Source organism: Acinetobacter sp. RIT698, from assembly GCF_009668065.1.
Lineage (GTDB): Bacteria > Pseudomonadota > Gammaproteobacteria > Pseudomonadales > Moraxellaceae > Acinetobacter > Acinetobacter guillouiae.
Genome location: NZ_WJYH01000122.1, coordinates 1 through 784, shown reverse-complemented (window position 1 = coordinate 784; position 784 = coordinate 1). Strand labels below are relative to the sequence as shown.

General features: G+C 44.4%; 1 protein-coding gene. It reads left to right on the top strand.

The features are described 5' to 3' along the window. Positions 1-784, top strand: a 784-nt coding sequence (locus tag GJV03_RS21335; protein ID WP_252720763.1) for a phage tail protein, incomplete at both ends; no start/stop codon positions are given.

The window sequence follows — 784 nt, the reverse complement described above, 5'->3', positions numbered from 1 at the left end:
AATCAAGGTGGCTTGGGATAATCCGCAAAATCGCTATAAGACTGAATATGTGTTCGTTCGGGATGAAGCAGCGATTGCACGTGATCGAGGTGGAGTCAAAATACTTGAGCTTGAAGCATGGGGCTGTACATCAGAAGGACAAGCACAACGCACAGGCCAGTGGGCGCTAAAAACAGAACAACTCGAAACTCGAACAGTCACTTTTAAAGTTGGGTTGGATGGCTATATTCCACTGCCAGGTAAAGTAATTGAACTTGCTGATGAGTTGCTAGCTGGTCGTGCAAATGGTGGGCGTATTTCGTCAATCAGTGCTGATTTAAAACAAATCACCTTAGATCGTGATGATGTGGTGTGCCGAGCTGGTGACCGTTTAGTGGTAAATGGTGAAGATGGCAAGGCGCAGGCAAGAGTTGTATCAAGTAAAGCTGGTCGGGTCGTTACTGTTATATCTTCTTTTTACTCTGTTGCCCCACAAAATGTCTGGGTGATTGATGCACAAGATTTAGCGACGATGAAATTTCGTGTCGTTTCAATCTCACAAGATGAGCCACACCAATTTACCATCACAGCACTACAACATGCTGATTCTAAATTTGATGCCATTGATCATGGTGCATTTATTGATGATCGGCCAATCTCCATCATCAATCCTACAACTCAAGATCCTGTTGAATCGGTCACGATTTCGAGCGAACAAATGGTTCAGCAGGGAATGTCAGTTGAAACTATGGTGATCAGTTGGCCTCAAGCCAAAGATGCCACTAAGTATCAAGTTGAATGGCGC